The sequence below is a fragment of the Peterkaempfera griseoplana genome (assembly GCF_001418575.1).
Classification (GTDB): domain Bacteria; phylum Actinomycetota; class Actinomycetes; order Streptomycetales; family Streptomycetaceae; genus Peterkaempfera; species Peterkaempfera griseoplana.
Genome location: NZ_LIQR01000788.1, coordinates 1 through 1,100 on the forward strand (window position 1 = coordinate 1; position 1,100 = coordinate 1,100).

Annotated in this window: 1 protein-coding gene; it reads right to left on the minus strand. The window is 77.3% G+C overall.

Annotation, left to right across the window (positions count from 1 at the left end; all coding sequences use genetic code 11):
- The coding region (locus AOK09_RS36790) for a S8 family serine peptidase (RefSeq protein ID WP_157876207.1) at positions 1-1,100 on the minus strand (1,100 nt) is incomplete at both ends.

Here is a 1,100-nt window from a genome sequence, read left to right on the forward strand (position 1 = left end):
GGAGCCCCCCTGCCCGGCGGCGGGCCGCCGGGCAGGGGGGCTCCGGGCGCAGGTACGCCGGGCCGCGCCGGTGCGGTGCCGGGCGTGGTCCCCGGGGTGGTCCCGCTCCCAGGGCCGGCCGCGCCCTGCCCGGCGGTCACCGGGGGCAGCAGCCGGATGCCGTCCGCGTCCGTGTGTCCGTCGACGGAGGCCGCCACCGCGATGGCCCCCGGGGCCACCGCCGGGCTGGAGCCGACGCCGTAGACGTCCCCGTCGTTGCCCTCCGAGGCGACCACCACGGTGCCGGTGGCGGCGAGCCGGTCCACGGCCAGCGCGTCACCGTCGCCGGGGTCGCCGAAGCCTCCTCCGAGCGAGAGGTTGACCACGTCCAGGCGGTCGGAGAAGTCGCCGTCCTGGTTGGGGTCGGCGGCGCGGTCGAGGGCGTGGGCGATCTCGTCGGTGGAGCCGTGGCAGCCGAAGACCCGCAGTGCGTAGAGGGCGGCGCCGGGCGCCGCGCCCGGACCCACCCGGAAGGCCGCCGGGGCCAGGCCGGGACCGTAGGGACCGCGGTAGGTCCTGCCGTCGGTCGTGACCCCGTAGCCCGCCGCGGTGCCCGCCACATGGGTGCCGTGGCCGTTGGCGGTGCAGTCCAGCGGGTTGGCGTCGGGGTGCGGGTCGGGCTGGTACGGCGGCTGCCCGGGGTCGCTGTTGTAGTCGTCGCCGACCATGTCCCAGCCACCGACCACCTTGACGTTGGGGAAGAGGCCCGCCGGTGCGGGTCTGCTGCCGTCCACCGCCCGGAAGGCGTCTGCCGTGCCGGGGCCGCCGAAGTCCGCGTGGGTGTAGTCGATCCCGCTGTCGACGATGCCGATGGTCACGCCCTTGCCGGTGTTCCCGGCCACCGAGTCCGCCCCCGCCCACACCGCCGGAGCCCCGGTGAGCGGCACGGAGTGCGCATTGGCCGGGTACTTGTGGCTGATCGGATGGACGGCGCGGACACCCGGCAGGCCGCGCAGCGCACCCAGCCCCCGGGCGGGCACCCGCACGGCGATTCCGGGGACCACCGCCAGGGTGCGGTAGAGCACCTGGGCGCCGGGCACGGCGCTGCGCAGCGCCTGCTC